An 18,174-nucleotide genomic window follows, 5' to 3' on the forward strand; every position below is an offset into this window, starting at 1 on the left:
TATGGATGTACGAGACGGGAGTAACTCCGCCCGCTCGTTCCTCGCCAACCCTACGGAAGCCTGCCATGCAAATGCCACCTGTCGACCGATCGCCGAACTGGCGTCCTCAGGGCGCCGATTTGTATTCCACCGGCGCCTCCGGCGCGGTGCCGGTCAGGCCCGTCAGCGGGGTGATGCCGGTGGAATCCGCCGACCGCCTGGGCGAGGGCGTCACGCTCCGCGAGCCGGACAAGCCGTCCGACAAGGACCTGTCCAACCGCGACTGGACCGAGGTCGAGAAGAAGGCCAAGGAAGAGGCCGAGAAGGCCAAGGAGCCGCCGCCCGAGCCCATCTACAAGCAGTTGCTGGAGTTCATCCAGTCGATGTGGCGCGCCAGCGGCTCGGCCGTGGAGATGGCGCAGGAGCTCAACAAGAACAACCCGCAGGACCAGATGGCCCGCGACCAGAAGAACCAGCCGCTCACCTATTCGGATCCGAAGATCAAGCGCACGGGCGGGGCCTGATCCCACGGCCGAGTACACCCCGGATCACCGGCGTACCGGTGCGGATGCGGAAGCCTCCGCCGCGGCCGCCGCAGCCCTGGTACGGTCGCGCTCCGCGCGGTACTTGACGGCGTAGGCGCGCACTTCGTCGAGCGTCACATAGCCGTCGTGGTTGGTGTCGGCGTCGTCGAAGGCGGCTGCCACCTTCGGCACGATGGCCACTTCCTTGCGGCTCAGCTTGCCGTCGCCGTTGAAATCCAGCATGTGGAATTCGCGGATCGCCTTGAGTTCGCCCTTGCTGAGCGGCTGGCTGGCCGCCGGCTCCGCCGGGGCCGCAGCGGCCGGCGGTGCCTTGGCGGCGGCTTTCGGCGACGCCTCCGTGGCGGAAGCGGGAGAAGACAGGGCCGCCCACGCGGCGGCGGTGGCGGCCAGGCCGAGCACCAGGGCGGACAGGTGCCGGTGCAGGGCGGCGGCGGGATGCGGTCGGGTACGGATGCGCATCAGGGTGGGATGGCGGCGGCGGCCGGAGGTTCCTCGCCCTGCAGCAGATTCGCGATGCCCGCGCTCACGTGGCCGGCGGGCACATGCCGCGCGGCCGAAGCCACATGGCTGCGCTGGTCGTCGAAGAAGAAGTCCGGCTCGAATTCGCGCAGGAACGGGCCCTTCTCCAGCCCGCCGAGGAACATCGCCTCGTCCACCGTGATGCCCCAGTCCAGCAGCGTGCGCACGGCACGTTCGTGCGCCGGGGCGCTGCGCGCCGTGACCAGCGCGGTGCGGATGCGCATCGTCTCGGACGCATCGGCCTGCTGCTGCAGCCGGTGCAGCGCGGCGAGCAGCGGCTTGAACGGGCCGCCGGCCAGCGGCAGGGCCGCCTTGGTCACCTCGTGCTCGTGGAAGGCCGGCAGGCCGCCCTGCTGGTAGATGCGTTCGGCCTCGTCGGAGAACAGCACCGCGTCGCCGTCGAACGCGATGCGCACCTCGTGCGGATAGCGGTCGCCCGCGGGCGTGGAATCGGTCATCACCCGCGCCGCGGGGAAGCCCATGTTCAGCGCCTGCTGCACGTCCTTCTCGTTGGCCGAGAGGAACAGGTGCGCGCCCAGCGGCCGCAGGTAGGCGAACGGGTCGCGCCCGCGCGTGAACACGCCGCGCTCGACGTGCATGCCCGCCGCGTGCGCCGAGGCGAACACCCGCATCCCGCTGGCCGGGTCGTTGCGCGACAGCACGACCACCTCCACGCGCTGCGCCTGCGCGGTGTTGAAGCCGAGCAGCTTGCGCACCAGCGGGAAGGCGATGCCGGCGCGCGCCGGCTGCTGCACCAGCTCCAGCTGGCGGCGCATGTAGGCGGCCTCGTCGCCGGATTCGAACAGGCGGTTCTCTTCCTCGAAGTCGAAGAGGGCGCGGGAGGAGATCGCGACGACGAGCTTGTCGTCCAGGGTGGCGGGCATCGGGCGTCAGGAAGGAAGCTGCGGCGCCCGCCATGGTACGCGCTGTACGCGCGGATGAGAGCAGCTCACGGAACCCAGCGAAGCGGTTCTGGCGAGGCGCCGCATCGCAGGCAGTACGGAGTAGTACGACAAGATGCGGCAACGACGCCAGAAGGGTTCTGTGAGCTGCTCTTACTGGCCGCAGGTGGACGGCACGGCCTTGCCCGCCAGCAGGTTGCGCACGAAGGGCAGCGAGTCCTGCAGCGAGGCGTTCACCGTGCCGCTGTGGTCCATGTCGGGGTAGACGTGCGCGTCGATGCGCGAGCCGGCCTGGCAGGCGTCGCGCACCAGGGCCTGCTGCATGGCGGTGGGCACGTCCACGTCCTTGCCTCCGATGCCCATGAACACCGGCTGGTCGAGCTTGAGCGTGGCATAGGCGGTGACCGGGGCGACGAGCTCGAACAGGCGCTTCTGGCCGCCCGGCTGGTAGGTGTTGCGCTCGGTGCGGCCCTCGCTCACCAGCCGCGAGAACAGCGGCGTCACGCAGGTGTCCGCCGAGGCTTCGAGGGCCGGCAAGGCGGCGGGCAGGAACACCGTGGAAGGATCGAACCCCGGCTGCACCAGCCTCGCCGTCACCACCGTGTACATCGCATAGGCGACCTGCGGCGCGATGCGGTCCGAATAGCCCTGGTCCGGGGACGCGCTGCTCACCAGGTACGGCGTGCCCGTGGCCACCGTGCCCAGCACCTTCACGTCCGGCGCATAGCTGGAGGCGAGGCCGGCCGTGCCGAAGGCCGCGCCGCCGCCCTGCGACTGGCCCACCAGCACCACCTGGTTGGCGACGCCCGGCAGCGTGAGCGCCGCGCGCACCGCGTCCAGCGTGCTGTAGGCCTGGGCGCGGGTGTGCAGGTACGGGTGCGGGCCGGGCGTGCCCAGCCCCTGGTAGTCGGTCGCGACCACCACGAAGCCTTCGCGCAGCCAGGCGCCGAGATACGCCGTGTCGCGTGCCGAGCGCGGATTGGCCGAGGGCGCGCACGCATCGCCGACCCCCGTGGTGCCATGGGCCCAGGCCACCACCGGCCATCCACCGGCAGGCCGCGGCGTCTTGGGGAAGAACACCGCGCCGGACACCTGCACCGTGCCCTTGCCGGTGACGCCGTCGGTGGATTGGTAGAGGATGCGGAACTGCTCGCCGGCATCCGGGAGGGTGGCCGCGCCGTCCAGCGCCGACTGGCTCACCAGCCGGCCCGGTACATCGGTGCCGAGGCCGCCGGAGCCGCCGCAGCCCGCCAGGGCCATCGCGGCCGCCAGGGCCAGGGGTACCGCGGCGCGGTGGAGGAACGAGGAACCGGTGATCAGGGGCATGGCCACTCCAGACAGGTAGAAGAAGCCTCCCATCCTGTCGAAGCGCCGTCTTTTGCGGTGTAAGTTCGGCGACAGGTGGCGCGGCCGGGCCACGGCTCCGGTGCCGCCGGCCTACTTCACGAACTGGTTGAGCTGGATGATGGGCATCAGCACGGCCAGCACGATGAGCATCACGATTCCGCCCATGGCCACGATGAGCAGGGGCTCCAGGATGGTGGCCAGCTGCATCGCGCGGCGCTGCACTTCGGCCGAGAGCTGCGTGGCCGCGCGCTGCAGCATCAGCGGCAGTTGCCCCGTCTGCTCGCCCAGGCGCGCGAACATCGACACCAGGCCAGGGAAGCGTTTTTTCTGCGCCAGCGCGGAGGCGAGCGGCGCGCCCTCGCGCACCAGTACCAGGGCATCCAGCGCATCGGCGCGCATCGCGCGGTTGTCCAGCGTTTCGGCGGCGGCCTGCAGCGCCTTCAGGATCGGCACGCCCGCGCCCGCGAGGATCGACAGCGTGCCCGTGAAGCGCGCCGCGTTGTAGCCGCGGGAGAGCCGGCCCACCACGGGCAGCCCCAGCCAGGCGGCATCGAAACGCTCGCGCAACTGCGGCCGCGCCAGCGCCGAACGGCCGGCCACGACCGCCATCACCAGCACCCCGAGCCCCGCCCAGCCGTAGTCGCGCACCGCGTCGGACAGCGCCAGCATCGCCACCGTGAGGAACGGCAGCGCGCGCTTGCTGCCCGCGAACACAGCGGCCACCTGCGGCACCACGTAGCCCACCAGGAAGAGCACGATCACGATGGCGATCACCGTCACGATCGCCGGGTAGAGCGAGGCGCCGATCAGCTTGGCGCGCAGCGCCTGGCGCTCTTCCAGGTCATCGGCCAGCCGCTCCAGCACCAGGCCCAGGTGGCCGCTGGATTCGCCCGCGCCGATCACCGCGCAGTAGATGGACGAGAACTCGCGCGGATGCGCCGACAGCGCGCGCGCGAACGTCGAGCCCGCATTCACCTCGGCCCGCAGCGTCGCGACCAGGTGGCGCTGGCGATCGTCGTCCGATTCGTCCGCGAGTGCGGTGAGCGCCCGCTCCAGCGGCAGCCCCGAGGAGACCAGCCCCGAGAGCTGGCGCGTCCACACCGCGAGCGCGGTCGTGCCGAACACGGGCCGCGTGAACAGCCGCTGCCCCGTTGGCACGCCGCCGCCGGCCGCCGCGCCCTGGCCGGCGCCGAGCGCCTCCACCGCCAGCGGCACCAGCGCCTGTGCGCGCAGCAGGCTGCGGGCGGCCTTGGCGTTGTCGGCTTCGAGGGTGCCTTTGCGGGTCTGCCCCTGGGCGTCCAGGGCTTCGAAAGAAAACGCGGGCATGCGGGAATCGTCGGAGGAGGGGCGGTCGATCGGAGGGGGCGCACCCCGCCAGGGCCGCGCCGGCCACGATGGTAGCCGCTGCCGGTGTCAGACCGTCGCGTGCGCCTGCGCGGTGATCTCCAGCGAACGCAGCCGCAGCGCCGGATCGAACACATCGCTCACCAGCATGAATTCGTCGGCGCGCGTGGCCTCGGCGAGTGCGCGCAGGCCGTCCCGCACCGTCTCCGGCCCGCCCACCACGCCCGCAGCCAGGAAGTCGCCGATCGCCGCGCGCTCCTGCGGCGACAGCAGGGCCCCGTAGCCTTCCACCGGCGGCTGCAGCAGGCCGCGCCGCCCGGTCAGGATGCCCAGCACCCGCTGGTAGGTGCTGCTCGCGAGGTATTCGGCCTCGGCATCGGATTCGGCCGCGATCACCGGCACGCCGATCGCCACGTAGGGCCGCGCAAGCGCTGCCGACGGCCGGAACAGCCGGCGGTACAGGTCGATCGCCTGGTGCAGCAGCCGCGGCGCGAAATGCGAGGCGAAGGCGTACGGCAGCCCCCGCTCGGCCGCGAGCTGCGCGGAGAACAGGCTGGAGCCCAGCAGCCAGATGGGCACCTGCGTGCCGGCACCCGGCACGGCCGTGATGCGCTGGCCCGGCTGGGCGGGGCCCAGCAGCCGCTGCAGCTCGGACACGTCGCGCGGGAAGTCTTCTTCGGTCTCGACGCGGTCGCGGCGCAACGCGCGCATCGTCGGCCCGTCGGTGCCGGGTGCGCGGCCCAGGCCCAGGTCGATGCGGCCCGGGTACAGCTCGCCCAGCGTGCCGAAGGCCTCGGCCACCACCAGCGGCGCATGGTTGGGCAGCATGATGCCGCCCGAGCCCACGCGGATCGTCCGCGTGCCCCCCGCGATGTGCCCCACCAGCACGGCCGTGGCCGAACTCGCGATGCCCGGCATGTTGTGGTGCTCGGCCACCCAGTAGCGCTGGAAGCCCAGCGACTCCACATGCTGCGCCGTGCGCAGCGCCAGCGCCAGCGCATCCGCCACGCTGCCGCCCTCGCGCACCGCCACCAGGTCCAGCATCGACAGCGCCGGCCGTCCGCCGGAACCGGCCGTGCCCGGCGAAGGGGCCACCGGCACGGAAGAGGAGGGTGGCGGGGGAGCGGTGATCGTCGTGGAGGTCATGCGATCCATTGTGCGGCGACGCCAAAACCGCTGTGGCCATGCGGTCAAGCACCCTTACGACCAGCGCATGTTCGATTGATTTATCAAATTTTGAGAATCAATGATGGCATTTAGAATATCGCCAACGCGACAGTACGGTGTCTTTCTTCCAGTGCGCGCCGTCGAGTCGTCGTGCTGCCCTTCTTTCCGTTCCAACCCTGTCTGCCACCATGGGATTCTTCAGCCGGCTGTTCCAGCCCCGGACCGACGGGCGTCCCGTGCAGGACGACTGGACTTCGCTCCCCCACGACAGCCGGGCCAGCGAGCTGGTCCTGTTGAGCGACGAGGCCGCCAGGCTCCTGGCCGAGGTCGACATCGACGCCGCCATCGCCGGCCAGGCACGCTGGCTGCCGTGGCTGGAGCAGGTGCTGCTGCACGGCGCCCGCGACGAGCGCCTGCGCCCCGACGCCATCCGCGACGAGACCCGCTCCGAACTCGGCCAGTGGCTCCACGGCACCGGCCGCATCGCCCTCGGGCACCTGCCCGCCTTCGACATGATGGCGCGCCGCCACCGCTACTTCCACCAGCAGGCGGCCGACGTCGTGCGGTACGCCGAGGCCGGCGACGAACGCCTGGCGCAGCAGGCCTTCAAGAGCTGCCGGCACGCCTCGCGGCAGGTCGTCATGCTGCTGCAGGAACTCAAGCGGGGCCTCGCGCGGGGCGTTAAGGTGGGAGGGCCGGTATCCAGCACCGGCACGGACACGGGCCCGGACGCCGTGCCTGGACTGCGCAGGGGCTGACCACCCTGCCGCCCTACCGCTGCTGCTGCTGCTGCCGCCGCATCGGCATGCGGTCGATCTCGTCGAACACCGCCTGCAGATCGACGCCGGCGCCTTCTTCCCGCATCTTGACGCCCCCATCCTTGCCAACAAGGATGAACGTGGCCGGCCCCCGGGCGTCCAGCTGCAGCGCCCGCAGCATCGCCGCGGTGCGCCCGGGCCCGAGCGGCTCCCCATTGCGGCGGCCCTGGCCCGCCACGACGGTGAAGAGCGCCATGTCGCGCTCCCGGAATGCCTCGCGCGCCGCGGTTTCCTTCAGGGCCGCGCGCACCTTGGCGAGCAGGGGATCGCTGTCCTGCGGCACCACGACGACGATGGGGCGGGTCTCCCAGCGCTCGGCGTCGAGGGGGTTGGTGGTGTCGGCGCCGACGCCGGTGGCACCGGCGGGGAGGGCGAGGCAGAGGGCGGCGAGGGTGGACACAGTGCGCAAGAAATGGTGGGTTCGGCGTTGGAAGGTCAACAGGCAAGTGAGCTCATGTTATCTCGAAAAGGAGCAGCTTGCTGTTCTATTTCAACTAGACCAACCAAGCTTAAATGTATGCGGATTCTAAGAATTTTCGATGCCTGTAATTATTTATTTGAGTCAATGTTCAATAGATAGACCCTAAACATACTGGCTGGAGATTTTTTGGCTGCTCTAGTAAAAAGCTGTGCAGTATAAAATGTTGTTTTTCATATCGGGTTAATTGATGTGGTTAAATAATGCAGTAATTAAGGTGTGATGGGACTTCTACGCTGTTACTGGCGACCAAAAGTTCAATTCCTGTGCGTTTTGTTTGCACTGAATAGTTGAGGCTGCTAGCATATTTTCTGTACTTTTTATAAAGATTTCTTATTTCTGGCGTATCGTCGTAAGTCACTATCCAGGGCCTTTTGACGTTGAATACTGCTTTGGCTAAGTCAACGTGATCCTGGTGTTGATAGAAGTTCGTGTAAAGTTCTGGACCTTTTTTATAGTAGGGGGGGTCTAAGTTTACTAGTGTGTGCTGACTTGTGGTGGGAATGATATTTTCAACAAAAGCGACAGCATCCAAGCAGTGGAGATCTATTACTTCGTTGTGTAATGCGATGCGCTTGATTTTTCGTATCAAGTCCTTTCTGTTAAAGCGGCAATCTATTTTAAAGTTGCCGTCTTGATTTAGGCCGCCTATTACTCCTCCCCGCAAAATACCTGATCTATTCGTTCGATTGAGAAATAGAGTGGAAAAGCCTTTTGCCAAAACGTCCTTGCGGTCTGCGTTGATAAATATGGCGCGCTGTTTTTGCCATTCCTCTACATTGACTGGATGATCCTGGATTAGTTGGCATAATTCTTCTGTGTGGTGGAGTACGCTGTACCAAAAAGAATATATTGCCGTGTCAATGTCGTTGAGGTAGATTTTTGATACATAGCCATTTAAAAGCAGAGTCATGGCGATGCCTGCGCCTCCGGCGAAAGGCTCTGCATATTCTCCGGAAAAAAGGTTGTTTCTTCCGAGTATCTCAATTATCGTTGGTGTTAACTGACTTTTACCGCCAGGATAACGTAGTGGCGTGTCTGTAATTGGCATGGATCAGTTTCGCTAAATTCCTTGTTTCTGGTTCTACACACGATCAAGCATGTGTTGAACAATGTGCTCAATGTTATCCCAGTATCTAAAAACATAGCTCGGAGTAGGCGTGGCCCCGCCATGGATATAATATCCCAATGTGTCTGGGGCGTACTCGCTATCCTTACCATTTGCAGCGATGACGCGTAATATTTTCAATTGCCTATCCTTCAATCCTTCGCTGGCTAATTCTTTGGATAGTTGTTTAAGTTTTTCGTCTAGTTTTATCTCTGGGGTAACGCCTTTAGAAATCAAATAAAGGCTGGTTGACTTTTCAAGTATAGATCGCAATAGTGATGTGGCCGCAAATGTAAATTGTACTGCATCAATCTCTTTTAATTCGCGATAAAGACGTTTTAGAATTTTGTCGCTGGTTTTTGATTTAAATTTTGATGAAATTACTTTTCTTCGGCGATCAGGGTGAACTGATTCATGTGTAGTTTTGCTATCAGAGTGAAATTTTTCTTCTTGTTGGTTTTGGTGACCATTTTTGTCATTTTCTTCGCCGTCTTTTTCTGAATTATTGCTATCTGTTCCTCTGCTTGGCGAATTAGTGCCTGGCATATGGGACTCATGCACGTGTGAGATCGCCGCTAATCCTTGTTGGCCTAGCTTGCTTGCATAAGTGCGTCTATCTGTAGCAGAAGTTCTAGAGTTAACTCCTGACTTCGGGTCTAAAGAGTCATTGAGAAACCGCGTTAATGCGCGTTCAAATTCATGATCTGGGACGTTGATCAAAATGCTGTTTCTGTCTGCCAAGCCAATGGCATGACGTACGACAGGTGTAGACAAGAAACGCGTAAGTGTGGTGAGGCTTAGGCTTGAAATATCCCCGGGTTTGAGGAGTTTTCTGTCTTTCGCGTATTCAACCAAGAGTAAGGCTTGTACGTTGGGATCTCGGCCGTTAGTTCTTAGGTTAAACCGTGCTATTTGGTCAGTTGTCCAGCCTTTTGTGCCTACTCCGTCTTGTTCGCCTCTGTGACGCAGTGCAAACCAGCGTGTTGCGGATTCCCTAGAATCGAAAATGACCGCTTGGACCCTCGATACACTTTTCTCCATATTCCGTGCGAGTCCCGAGAAATAGCGCCTGTCAGCCTCTGTCCCGGCCTTTTCGGGGTCAAGTAGTAATTTGAGTGAGCAGATTCTTCGGTTGCCTTCAACTACTATGTAGCTGCTCCTACTTTTTTCATGCTTTATCAGGGCAATAGGCTCCAAGGGGCTGAGACTGCCTGCCTCTGAAATATCTTTGGCCAAATTTCGAACGTATTCTTTATTGATGAGATGTCTTATTATTGAGGGCTGGTCTGGCAGGCTTTCATGGCGAGGATTTTCTGGATCCAAGTGGATTCTGTTGATTGAAACTGTTTTTATTTCTAATGACATTTTCCCTCCGGTAATATTGAATATGTCTGTTATGTAAATTGGGCGACTGCAATTAATTTAATAACTAATATTCATCGGCGTTAGTAAAATTTTCCTCTATTTTATCTATCACATCAGTCAGACGTGCGATTAATAGTGTGCCCGAGCCTACTCTAACACCTTGCTAGAGCCAAGACTCTTACGTGCAATGACTGGGGCACGGCTCAACGTGGATGCCCATCTATTCCCACGATTGTCTGATGAAACTGAACATCACCTCGTCATCTTATGACTGCGCCGATCGGCTTGAGGACTGGTATCTGCTCATGGCGGCTGACGTCCATCTTCGTTGCTATGTGCTTGACTCTCTAGTCTCGTGATACTTGGTCAGGTGCCAGCCGCCTCTCCAACGCGATGGAGCACAGCTTTCGGATGTTCAAAGTTACAAGGTTGCGCTGGCGTGTCTCCCCGGGCCGTCATCCATCCTCTTCGGACATGGGCATCCCTCTCCAGTAAGGTTCACCTAAGGCTCCTCTAAGCCCCCTCTAAGTCTCGTTCCACACACTCCGGTCCATGCCACAACCCTCCCTGAAAGGCTTGCCATGAACCAGATCCTCTCCACTCCCCGCCGCCTCACCCTCGCCCTCGTCGTGGCGGGCGCCATGGGGGCGACGGGCGCGGGGCTCGTCACCAATCTGCATACGAGCCACGCGGCGCTGCCGCCCGCGGCCCCGGTGGCTGCGGCCCCTGCAGGCTATGCCGGCGTGACGGCGCCGGACTTCGCGCAGATCACGGCGCAGAACGGCCCGGCGGTGGTGAACATCAGCGTCACCGGCACGACCAAGACCTCGTACAACGGCGGCGGCAACGACGATGACGACGACGAGACGCCGTCCGCGCAGCGCCAGCCGCACGGTCCGCAGGGCATGGACGCGAACGATCCGTTCTTCGAGTTCTTCCGCCGCTTCGGCATGCCGGGCATGCCCGGTGCGGGCGGCGGCCGCATGCCGCAGCGCGAGGTACCGATGCGCGGCGAGGGCTCGGGCTTCATCGTGAGCCCGGACGGCATCATCCTGACGAATGCCCACGTGGTGAAGGACGCCAGCACGGTGACCGTGAAGCTGACGGACCGGCGCGAGTTCCGCGCCAAGGTGCTGGGCTCCGACCCCAAGACGGACATCGCCGTGCTGAAGATCGACGCGAAGGACCTGCCCGTTGTGCACCTGGGCGATACGAAGAAACTCGCGGTGGGCGAATGGGTGCTGGCCATCGGCTCGCCGTTCGGCTTCGAGAACAGCGTGACGGCGGGCGTGGTGAGCGCCAAGGGCCGTGCGCTGCCGGACGACAGCTTCGTGCCCTTCATCCAGACCGACGTGGCGGTGAACCCCGGCAACTCCGGCGGCCCGCTGTTCAATTCGCGCGGCGAGGTGGTGGGGATCAATTCGCAGATCTACAGCCGCTCGGGCGGCTACCAGGGCGTGTCGTTCGCGATCCCGATCGAGGTGGCGGAGCGGGTGAAGGAGCAGATCCTGTCCACGGGCAAGGCCAGCCATGCGCGGCTGGGCGTGTCGGTGCAGGAAGTGAACCAGGCGTTCGCCGATTCGTTCCAGCTCGACAAGCCCGAGGGCGCGCTGGTGGCGGGCGTGGAGCCCGGCGGCCCCGCCGACAAGGCCGGGCTGAAGTCGGGCGACGTGATCCTGCGCATCAACGGCCAGCCGATCGTGGCCTCGGGCGATCTGCCGGCCTTCGTCGGCCAGTCCGCGCCCGGCACCACGGCGCGCATGGAAGTGTGGCGCCACGGCAAGCAGGAAGAACTGACCGCGACGCTGGGCGATGCGAACGACAAGCCGGCCAAGGTGGCGAGCGCCGACAAGGCGGTGGGCAAGGGCCAGCTCGGCCTGTCGCTGCGGCCGCTGCAGCCGGAGGAACGCCGCGAGGCCGGCGTGAGCGGCGGCCTGCTGGTGGAGGAGGCGCGCGGTCCGGCCGCCGTGGCGGGGGTGGCCCCGGGCGACGTGCTGCTGTCGATCAACGGCACGCCGGCGCAGAGCATCGAGCAGGTGCGCGCCGCGATGGCGAAGGCGGGAAAATCGGTGGCGCTGCTCATCGAGCGGGACGGCAACAAGATCTTCGTGCCGGTGCCGCTGGGCTGACGCGGCCTTCGCCCGATCCGGCCTGCCGGGGCCGGACGGCCGCCCATGCCCCTGCGCTCCGGCCGGTTCCTACGCGGGGAGGGCGGTGCTGCCGCTATCCTTGGAGCATGCTGCCGAGCCCGCCGGCCCCCTGGAGCGGCACCTCGACCGAACCGCATCGCCCCCCACTTCCCACACGTTCCGGAGACCGAACCATGCGACTGCTGCTGGTGGAAGACGACACGATGATCGGCGAGTCCGTGTACGACCTGTTGCGCGCCGAGCACCATGCGGTGGACTGGGTGCGCGACGGAGACATGGCGGACACGGCGCTGCGCACGCAGACCTACGACGTGGTGCTGCTGGACCTGGGCCTGCCGCGGCGCGACGGCCTGGAAGTGCTGCGCGACCTGCGCGCGCGCAAGGACCGCACGCCGGTGCTGGTGGCCACGGCGCGCGACGCGGTCGCCGAGCGCGTGCAGGGCCTCGATGCCGGCGCCGACGACTACGTGCTCAAGCCCTACGAGCTGGACGAGCTGCTGGCGCGCATCCGGGCGCTGGCGCGGCGCGCGGCCGGCCGGGCCGAGCCGGTCTACGAGCACAAGGGCGTGAGCATCGATCCGGCCACGCGCGAGGTGGCGGTGAACGGCGAGCCGGTGGTGCTGTCCGCGCGCGAATGGGCGGTGCTGGAGCCGCTCATCGCGCGCCCGGGCCGCGTGCTCTCGCGCGCGCAACTCGAAGAAAAGCTCTACAGCTGGAAGGACGAGATCAGCAGCAATGCGGTCGAGGTCTACATCCACGGCCTGCGCAAGAAGCTCGGCGCGGAACTGGTGCTGAACGTGCGCGGCGTGGGCTACATGGTGCCCAAGGCATGAGCCGGCCGGCCGCCGGTGAAACCGACGGAGGGGGCCCGGCGCGCGGTCGCCCGCAGGGCCGCTGGATGGACCGCCTGGCCGCGCGGGCGCCGCATTCGCTGCGCGCGCGGCTGCTGTGCTTTCTGCTCGTGGCGATCGTCTGCGCGGCGCTGCTGCAGTTCGCGCTGGCCTACCGCTCGGCACTGGCCGAGGCGGACCAGATTTTCGACTACCACATGCAGCAGACGGCGATGGCGCTGCGGCCGGGCGTGCCGTCGATGCCCGAGCGGGCGCAGGAGGAACCGGCGCAGGAGGACGAGAGCACCGAATTCGTGGTGCAGATCTGGTCGGCCGACGGGTTGCGGGTGTTCGAGTCGTCCGTGGGCGCGGCGCTGCCGCAGCGCGCGGTGCTGGGTTTCTCGAACGTGCATGCGCGGGGCACGGTGTACCGGGTGTTCTCCGTGCAGACGCGCACGCAGGTGATCCAGGTCGCGCAGGACATGGCGGCGCGGCGCGCGATGGCGCGCGACCTGGCGCTGCGCACGGCCGGGCCCATCGCGCTGCTCGCGCCGCTGCTGGCGCTGGCCGTGTGGTGGGCGGTGAGCGGCTCGCTCGCGCCCGTGGAACGCGTGCGCCGGCAACTGTCGAAACGCCAGGCCGACGACCTGTCGCCCGTGAACGCGGGTGCGCTGCCCGACGAGGTGCGGCCGATGGTGGACGAGCTGAACCTGCTGTTCGAGCGCGTGCGGCAGGCCTTCGAGGCGCAGCAGCATTTCGTGGCGGATGCGGCGCACGAGCTGCGCTCGCCGCTCGCGGCGCTCAAGCTGCAACTGCAGGGCCTGCAGCGCGCCGGTACCGAAGAGGCGCGCGCGGTGGCGGCCGGGCGGCTTGCGGCCGGCATCGACCGCGCCACGCGCCTCGTGGAGCAATTGCTGGCGCTGGCGCGGCAGGAGGCCAGCGCCGCCGCGGGCGCGCCGCCGGAGCGCGTGGCCCTGGCCGATCTGGCCCGGCAGGCGGTGGCCGATGCGGTCGCCGCCGCGCAGCAGAAGGACATCGACCTGGGCCTCGCCACCGCGGACGCCGCGCCGGTGCGGGGCTATGCGGAGGCGCTGCGCATCCTGCTGCGCAACCTCGTGGACAACGCCGTCAAGTACACACCGCCCGGCGGCGTGGTGGACGTGCACGTGCGCGCGGTGGACGGCGGCGCGGAACTGGTGGTGGAGGACAGCGGCCCCGGCATCGCCGAGGACGACCGCGAGCGCGTGCTCGGGCGCTTCTACCGCGCGCCCGCGCCCGAAGGCGCGGCGCCCGTGGCCGGCAGCGGACTGGGCCTGGCGATCGTGCAATCGATCGCTCGGCTGCACGGTGCGTCGTTGGTGCTGGACGCATCGCCGCGGCTGGGCGGGCTGCGGATCGCGCTGCGGTTCGGTGCGCCGCCGGAAGCGGCCGAGGGCGCGGGCCGGGACGGTGGAGGCGGCGCTTGACGCGGTTCGCGCTGCTGTCGGGCCTGGGCCATGCGGCCTTCGTGGCCGTGGGCCTGCTGATCTATGTGATGGCGACGCGCATCGGCCGGCAGCGCCGGCATCCCTCGGCGGCGATGGGCTGGGTGCTGGCGATCGTGGCGTTCCCGTACGCGGCGGTGCCGCTCTTCCTGATGTTCGGTTCGCGCAAGTTCATGCGACCGCAGCGCCGCGCGGCGGGCATGCTCGCGGCCGGACCGGCCCTGCCGCCACCGCCCGCCGACGTGCCGGGCCCCGCCTGGGCCACGCGGTTGCTGGCGGGCATGGAACTGGCACCGCCCGTGCGCAACGCGCGCACCGTGTTCCACGCCCAGGGAGCGCAGGCGTTCGATGGCCTGCTGGCCACGGTGGCTTCGGCGCGCCACAGCCTGGACGTGTGCACCTTCGTGTTCGGCGATGACGAGGTGGGCCGGCGCGTGGCCGAGGCCCTGCGGGCCGCCGCGCGCCGCGGCGTGGCCGTGCGGCTGCTGCTGGACGCCGTCGGCAGCCTGGGCATGCCCGCCCACCTGCGGCGCGCGCTGAGAGAAGGCGGCGTGCAGGTGCGCCGCTTCATGCCGCTGCTGCACAACCCGCTGCGCGGCCACACCAACCTGCGCAACCACCGCAAGCTGGTGGTGGCCGATGGCGAGCGGCTGTGGAGCGGCGGCCGCAACCTGGCCTGCGAATACTTCCTCGACCGCCCGGGCCTGCCCGCGTGGATCGACCTGAGCTACGAGATCGAAGGCCCGATCGCGCTGCAGGCCGCGGCGCAGTTCGCCGCCGACTGGCAGGCCGCGAGTGGCCGCATCGCCCGCGCCGTGCTGCCGCGCCCGCTGCAGCCCGGTCCGGCGGCAGGCGTTCCCGCGCAGTGGGTACCGAGCGGCCCCGACCATGCGGACGACACCGTGCACGCATTGCTGGTGGCGGCGGCCTACCACGCCGAGGCGCGCATCGTGGCGGTGACGCCGTATTTCGTGCCGGACGATGCGCTGCTCGACGCCTGGTGCCTGGCCTGCCGGCGCGGCGTGCAGGTACGGCTGCTGGTGCCCGAGCGCTCCAACCACCGTCTCGCCGATTGGGCGCGCGCCCGTGCGTTGCGCGAGCTCGCCCAGGCAGGGGCCGAGGTCTGGCTGGCACCGGGCATGGTGCATGCGAAGGCGGTGGTGATCGACGACGTGCTGGCGCTGTCGGGGTCGCTCAACCTCGATGCGCGCAGCCTGTTCCTCAACTACGAAGTGATGACGGCCTTCTACGGCCCGGAGGAAGTGCGGTGGCTCGCCGGCTGGTGCGGTGCGCAGATCGCGATCGCGCGGCGCTTCGAGGCGCGCCCTCCCTCGTGGCCGCGCGACATCGCCGAGGGCGTGGTGCGGGCCGTGGGGTTTCAGTTGTAGGGCAACCCGGCTAGAGCGCCAGGAACGCGGCCGCCGCCACCGCCGTGGGCACGCCCGCCCCGAGCAGCAGGCCGAGTGCCCCTACGCTGCCGCCCGCGAAGCCCGGCTTGAGCAGCGCCACGCCGGCAGGGTTCGGTGCATTGGCGATCACCGTGAGCCCGCCGCCGGCCACGGCCCCGGCCACCAGCATGTACTGGGCCTGGGGCGCGATGCCGTCGATGAGCGAGCCCAGGTAGGTGAGCGCGGCGTTGTCCGTCAAGGCCGTGAGGCCCAGCGCCCCGAAGAACAGCGCGAGCGGCTCCAGCGCGGACACGATCGGCTGCAGCCACCAGCGCTGCATGCCACCCAGCACCACCAGCCCGGCGAGGAAGAACGCCACCAGCAGCGCTTCTTTCAGGATCAGCCGGCTCTGGTGCCGGGCATAGGCCTGCGTGAAACCGAGGAACAGCAGGAACAGGCCCAGGAAGATCACGGGATGGTGGGCCGACAGCACCACGCCGGCCAGCAGCGCGATATGCACGGCGGCGACGATGGCCGGAACGGGGCCGACGTGGGGTGCGTGCGGCGCGTGGTGGGGATGACCGTGGCCGTGGCTATGGCTGTCGGACTGGTCAGGCTCTGCGGGGGCGGTCGGGGCGTGGATCTGCGCGAGGTGCGGCCGCAGCATCCAGGCCGCGAGCGTGGCGTTGCACAGCACCGCCAGCGCGGCCTTCCACCCGAAGTGCGTGAACATGAACGCGCTGTCCCACTGCCAAGTGGCGGCCACCATCAGCACCGGCGGTGCGGCATAGGCGGTGAGCGTGCCGCCGATCGACACGTTCACGAGCAGCACGCCCAGGGCGAAATATTTCGCGCGCTCGGGGATCGCCCGGCGGAATGCCACGGGGGCCAGCAAAAGCGCCGCAAGCGTCATCGCCGCCGGCTCGGTGATGAGCGAGCCCAGCAGCGGCACCACCGACAGTCCCAGCCACGCCAGGGCGACGGGCTGCGCCACGGGCAATCGCCGCGCGATGGCTCCGATCGTGCGGTCCACCGCATCCAGGATCGGGCGCGATGCGGCCACCACCATCACGACGAAGACGAACAGCGGCTCGGTGTAGTTGCGCGATTCCGCGTAGGCGAGCGCAGCGCCGCCGCCCTGCAGCAGCGCGAGCGCCGCGATGAGCACGATGGCCCAGAAACCGAAGACCACTTCCACCTCGCCGAGCAGGTGGAAGAGGCCGGAATGGCGCGGGAACCGGCGCGAGAGCCGGTCGAATTGCGAGGCGGAGAAGGTGTGCAGCAGCGCGATCGCGAAGAGCGAGGCGGCAACGTATTGGGCGACAGGAGTGTCCATGGGCGTCAAGAGGTCGTTAAAAGGCCGCGTGGCGGCCCGACCAGCGCGACGACCTGCCATCCCGTCCGTCAACGCGCATGCGCCGGCCCAGACAGGGGCACCCATTGAAAGCCGATTTTACCTGCCCGCTGCGGGCTCTCGGAGCCGCACCGCCGCGGCGTTCCACTCAGCGATGCGGGCAGGGTGGCGGGGAGTTTTCCGTCAGGCGCGCAGGGCCGTGCGCAGGCGCTCGCCCGCGTAGGCCTGGGCCTGGCGCGCCTTCTCCAGCACCGCGGCGGCGCCGAAGAACTCGTGCGCCACGCCTTCGTAGTCGCGGCGCTCCACCGGCACGCCGGCATCGCGCAGCGCGTCTTCCAGTTTCGCGCCGTCGCTGCGCAGCGGATCGATGCGCGCATTGATGATGGTCACGGGCGGCAGGCCGGCCAGCGGCGCATCGACGAGCGACAGGCGCGGATCGGCCAGATCGTCTTCCGAGCGCACCAGATGGTCCACGAACCATTTCACCATGGCGCGGTTCAGCGGCTTGGCGATGGCGTTTTCCAGGTACGACTCGGTATTCAGGCTGGTCTGCGCGACCGGGTACACGCTCAGCACGTGCCGCGGCGGGGGCAGGCCCGCGTCGCGCGCGGCGACGGCCGTGGCCACGGCGAGGTTGCCGCCGGCGCTCTCGCCCGCCAGCGCGAGCCGCTCCGGATCGCCGCCCAGCGTGGATGCATTCGCGGCGACCCAGCGGTAGGCGGCGAGTGCGTCGTCCCATGCGGCGGGGAAGCGGTGTTCCGGTGCCTGCCGGTAATCGACCGAGACGACGATCGCATTCGCCTCCCGCGCCAGGCCGCGCGCGCCGCTGTCGTAGACCTCCTTGTTGGCGATCACCCAGCCGCCGCCGTGGAAGTACAGCACCACGGGCAGCGGGCCGGCAGTACCTTCGGGCGTGTAGACCGTGGCCGGCAGCGGGCCGGTCGCGCCGTCGACGGTGGTCTGCGTGGCGTGCACGCCCGGCACCAGTTGCGCCGGGTCGGTGGGGCGGCCCTGTTCGCGCAGCAGATGGTTCACCGCGTCGGCCACGGTGGGCTGGCGTCGGGCCTCGGCCACCTCGAGCTTCTCGATGGCCTTGGGGCCCAGTGCCTCGTGCGCGCGGGCCAGTGCCAGCTGGTCGTCGTCGGCGCGCACGGCGGCAACGGCGTTCGAGAGCGCGTTGATGATCGGGTTCGGCTTGCCTTGGTCGTCGTCGCTCATGGTGTTCCTTGGGAAAGAAGAGGGGGGATTGGTGAGGGGCGGCGAGTTGATCAGCGCGTCAGCCCGGCCGTGCCACCCAATGTAGGCAACGCGACCGTGGCGGCGTGTGGGACAGGCGCCCGGTGCCGCGTGGGCAGAGCTGCGGCCGGTACGCCTTCACTGACCGGGCAGTCCGCCA

General features: G+C 67.2%; 16 protein-coding genes. 6 read left to right on the top strand and 10 right to left on the bottom strand.

The genetic code is table 11. The features are described 5' to 3' along the window. The first annotated feature begins 65 nt into the window (after window positions 1-65). Window positions 66-503, top strand: a complete 438-nt coding sequence (locus tag Q9R47_RS11380) for a hypothetical protein (protein WP_311233308.1) — start codon at window positions 66-68, stop codon at window positions 501-503. Window positions 504-527: 24 nt separating this feature from the next. On the opposite strand, the gene Q9R47_RS11385 is transcribed toward Q9R47_RS11380, so the two are convergent. From Q9R47_RS11385 to Q9R47_RS11405, 5 genes are all read right to left on the bottom strand, one after another. Then, entirely contained in the window at window positions 528-983 is a 456-nt protein-coding gene (locus Q9R47_RS11385) for an EF-hand domain-containing protein (protein ID WP_311233309.1), read from the bottom strand. Beyond that, the gene (locus Q9R47_RS11390) at window positions 983-1,927 is read right to left on the bottom strand and encodes a 5'-nucleotidase (RefSeq protein ID WP_311233310.1); all 945 of its coding nucleotides are present in this window, start codon (window positions 1,925-1,927) and stop codon (window positions 983-985) included. Before Q9R47_RS11390 ends, Q9R47_RS11385 begins: the two co-directional genes overlap by 1 nt. Window positions 1,928-2,098: 171 nt before the next feature. After that, window positions 2,099-3,271 (bottom strand): alpha/beta fold hydrolase, encoded by a 1,173-nt coding sequence (locus tag Q9R47_RS11395; RefSeq protein WP_311233311.1) that lies wholly within the window; start codon window positions 3,269-3,271, stop codon window positions 2,099-2,101. Between the two features lie 111 nt (window positions 3,272-3,382). After that, the gene (gene gspF, locus Q9R47_RS11400; RefSeq protein ID WP_311233312.1) at window positions 3,383-4,618 is read right to left on the bottom strand and encodes a type II secretion system inner membrane protein GspF; all 1,236 of its coding nucleotides are present in this window, start codon (window positions 4,616-4,618) and stop codon (window positions 3,383-3,385) included. A gap of 87 nt (window positions 4,619-4,705) precedes the next feature. Beyond that, the gene (locus tag Q9R47_RS11405) at window positions 4,706-5,680 is read right to left on the bottom strand and encodes an LLM class flavin-dependent oxidoreductase (protein ID WP_404977133.1); all 975 of its coding nucleotides are present in this window, start codon (window positions 5,678-5,680) and stop codon (window positions 4,706-4,708) included. 311 nt (window positions 5,681-5,991) lie between these two features. Between Q9R47_RS11405 and Q9R47_RS11410 the strand changes: the two genes are divergently transcribed. Then, window positions 5,992-6,561, top strand: coding sequence for a CZB domain-containing protein (locus Q9R47_RS11410; protein WP_311233314.1), 570 nt, complete (start codon window positions 5,992-5,994; stop codon window positions 6,559-6,561). 13 nt (window positions 6,562-6,574) lie between these two features. Here the strand turns inward: Q9R47_RS11410 and Q9R47_RS11415 are convergent, their stop codons facing one another. The 3 genes from Q9R47_RS11415 to Q9R47_RS11425 form a co-directional block, all read right to left on the bottom strand. Further along, complete coding sequence (locus Q9R47_RS11415) at window positions 6,575-7,021, bottom strand: DUF4174 domain-containing protein (RefSeq protein ID WP_311233315.1); 447 nt, start codon at window positions 7,019-7,021, stop codon at window positions 6,575-6,577. A gap of 274 nt (window positions 7,022-7,295) precedes the next feature. Then, window positions 7,296-8,150 carry a DNA adenine methylase gene (locus Q9R47_RS11420; RefSeq protein ID WP_311233316.1) on the bottom strand — a complete coding sequence of 285 codons (855 nt, stop codon included), beginning with the start codon at window positions 8,148-8,150 and terminating at the stop codon, window positions 7,296-7,298. 33 nt (window positions 8,151-8,183) lie between these two features. Beyond that, window positions 8,184-9,572, bottom strand: a complete 1,389-nt coding sequence (locus tag Q9R47_RS11425; protein ID WP_311233317.1) for a hypothetical protein — start codon at window positions 9,570-9,572, stop codon at window positions 8,184-8,186. Between the two features lie 581 nt (window positions 9,573-10,153). Here Q9R47_RS11425 and Q9R47_RS11430 point away from each other — a divergent pair. The 4 genes from Q9R47_RS11430 to Q9R47_RS11445 all read left to right on the top strand — a co-directional run bounded on the left by Q9R47_RS11430 (window position 10,154) and on the right by Q9R47_RS11445 (window position 15,424). After that, complete coding sequence (locus tag Q9R47_RS11430) at window positions 10,154-11,701, top strand: DegQ family serine endoprotease (protein WP_311233318.1); 1,548 nt, start codon at window positions 10,154-10,156, stop codon at window positions 11,699-11,701. A 194-nt stretch (window positions 11,702-11,895) separates the two neighbouring features. Then, window positions 11,896-12,555, top strand: coding sequence for a response regulator transcription factor (locus Q9R47_RS11435; protein WP_311233319.1), 660 nt, complete (start codon window positions 11,896-11,898; stop codon window positions 12,553-12,555). Window positions 12,556-12,620: 65 nt separating this feature from the next. Beyond that, window positions 12,621-14,018, top strand: coding sequence for an ATP-binding protein (locus Q9R47_RS11440; protein ID WP_311233429.1), 1,398 nt, complete (start codon window positions 12,621-12,623; stop codon window positions 14,016-14,018). Further along, a complete protein-coding gene (locus Q9R47_RS11445) occupies window positions 14,015-15,424 on the top strand; it encodes a phospholipase D-like domain-containing protein (protein ID WP_311233320.1) in 1,410 nt (469 codons plus the stop codon). Before Q9R47_RS11440 ends, Q9R47_RS11445 begins: the two co-directional genes overlap by 4 nt. Window positions 15,425-15,434: 10 nt before the next feature. Here Q9R47_RS11445 and Q9R47_RS11450 read toward each other — a convergent pair whose 3' ends face one another. Then, a complete protein-coding gene (locus tag Q9R47_RS11450) occupies window positions 15,435-16,760 on the bottom strand; it encodes a putative Na+/H+ antiporter (protein ID WP_311233321.1) in 1,326 nt (441 codons plus the stop codon). A 201-nt stretch (window positions 16,761-16,961) separates the two neighbouring features. Next, window positions 16,962-17,996 carry an alpha/beta hydrolase gene (locus Q9R47_RS11455; RefSeq protein WP_311233322.1) on the bottom strand — a complete coding sequence of 345 codons (1,035 nt, stop codon included), beginning with the start codon at window positions 17,994-17,996 and terminating at the stop codon, window positions 16,962-16,964. Between the last annotated feature and the right edge of the window lie 178 nt (window positions 17,997-18,174).

Origin of the sequence: Acidovorax sp. PRC11, from assembly GCF_031844105.1 — a bacterium.
In the GTDB taxonomy this organism is placed as follows: domain Bacteria; phylum Pseudomonadota; class Gammaproteobacteria; order Burkholderiales; family Burkholderiaceae_C; genus Paracidovorax.

What these genes read in the sequence shown, in the direction of transcription:
- Q9R47_RS11405 (WP_404977133.1), bottom strand. Translation starts at nt 5,680, where the DNA reads ATGCTGGACCTGGTGGCGGTGCGCGAGGGCGGCAGCGTGGCGGATGCG.
- Q9R47_RS11395 (WP_311233311.1), bottom strand. Translation starts at nt 3,271, where the DNA reads ATGCCCCTGATCACCGGTTCCTCGTTCCTCCACCGCGCCGCGGTACCC.
- Q9R47_RS11440 (WP_311233429.1), top strand. Translation starts at nt 12,621, where the DNA reads ATGGACCGCCTGGCCGCGCGGGCGCCGCATTCGCTGCGCGCGCGGCTG.
- Q9R47_RS11420 (WP_311233316.1), bottom strand. Translation starts at nt 8,150, where the DNA reads ATGCCAATTACAGACACGCCACTACGTTATCCTGGCGGTAAAAGTCAG.
- Q9R47_RS11435 (WP_311233319.1), top strand. Translation starts at nt 11,896, where the DNA reads ATGCGACTGCTGCTGGTGGAAGACGACACGATGATCGGCGAGTCCGTG.
- Q9R47_RS11410 (WP_311233314.1), top strand. Translation starts at nt 5,992, where the DNA reads ATGGGATTCTTCAGCCGGCTGTTCCAGCCCCGGACCGACGGGCGTCCC.
- Q9R47_RS11425 (WP_311233317.1), bottom strand. Translation starts at nt 9,572, where the DNA reads ATGTCATTAGAAATAAAAACAGTTTCAATCAACAGAATCCACTTGGAT.
- gspF (WP_311233312.1), bottom strand. Translation starts at nt 4,618, where the DNA reads ATGCCCGCGTTTTCTTTCGAAGCCCTGGACGCCCAGGGGCAGACCCGC.
- Q9R47_RS11380 (WP_311233308.1), top strand. Translation starts at nt 66, where the DNA reads ATGCAAATGCCACCTGTCGACCGATCGCCGAACTGGCGTCCTCAGGGC.
- Q9R47_RS11450 (WP_311233321.1), bottom strand. Translation starts at nt 16,760, where the DNA reads ATGGACACTCCTGTCGCCCAATACGTTGCCGCCTCGCTCTTCGCGATC.
- Q9R47_RS11455 (WP_311233322.1), bottom strand. Translation starts at nt 17,996, where the DNA reads ATGAGCGACGACGACCAAGGCAAGCCGAACCCGATCATCAACGCGCTC.
- Q9R47_RS11430 (WP_311233318.1), top strand. Translation starts at nt 10,154, where the DNA reads ATGAACCAGATCCTCTCCACTCCCCGCCGCCTCACCCTCGCCCTCGTC.
- Q9R47_RS11385 (WP_311233309.1), bottom strand. Translation starts at nt 983, where the DNA reads ATGCGCATCCGTACCCGACCGCATCCCGCCGCCGCCCTGCACCGGCAC.
- Q9R47_RS11390 (WP_311233310.1), bottom strand. Translation starts at nt 1,927, where the DNA reads ATGCCCGCCACCCTGGACGACAAGCTCGTCGTCGCGATCTCCTCCCGC.